Here is a 705-nt window from a genome sequence, read left to right as displayed (position 1 = left end):
TTAATTCTCCTGAAAAATTATCTTTTATGGGTGAAAATGAAAAACAGAGATATTTAGAGCTACTAGATCAAATTTTCTCTTATATAGATACTGAAACAATTCTTAACTTTAATTTAGCTGGTTGTTGGTTTTTTTATAAAATTGGAATTCTAAATTGCTTTAAAAACGAAACACCACCATTTCAAATAACTTATATAGAAGGTTATGATCCTTATAAAGAGCAAATTTTAATTACTTATTATACTGGGGATGATAAAGATATAGAAAGAATTCTTGTAGATGAAGAAGAAGTATATGTAGATTATAAAAAGATTGTTAAATATGATTTTTTAAATAGGATATTTTGTTACCAAAAAAGACTATGGGTTCATATACCAAAAAATGCTAAAAATAAATTAGAGATATGGATTAATGACAAGCAAAGTATGGTTGATAAATATAATAAATATTTTTTAGATATTAAAAATATTAGAAAAGAATTTCAAGAAAGATTACCAAAGAGTAATATTTGGCTTTTAATGGATAGAGACTACGAAGCAGATGATAATGCAGAGCATTTATACAGATATATCATGCAAAATCATCCTGAGCAAGAAATAGTTTTTGCATTAAGAAAAGAAAGTTCAGACTGGAAAAGATTACAAAAAGAAGGATTTAATTTAGTAGATTTTGGAAGTTATGAATTTGAAAGGATTGTAAAAAAAA

At 24.5% G+C, this 705-nt stretch carries 1 pseudogene; it reads left to right on the top strand.

From position 1 onward, the window contains the following. Window positions 1–705: pseudogene (locus tag CAMP18498_RS07910) on the top strand (capsular biosynthesis protein); the annotation flags it as partial.

This window comes from Campylobacter sp. W0066.2 (assembly GCF_024723515.1).
In the GTDB taxonomy this organism is placed as follows: Bacteria; Campylobacterota; Campylobacteria; order Campylobacterales; family Campylobacteraceae; genus Campylobacter_D.
This window is presented reverse-complemented; position numbering and strand designations above follow the sequence as displayed.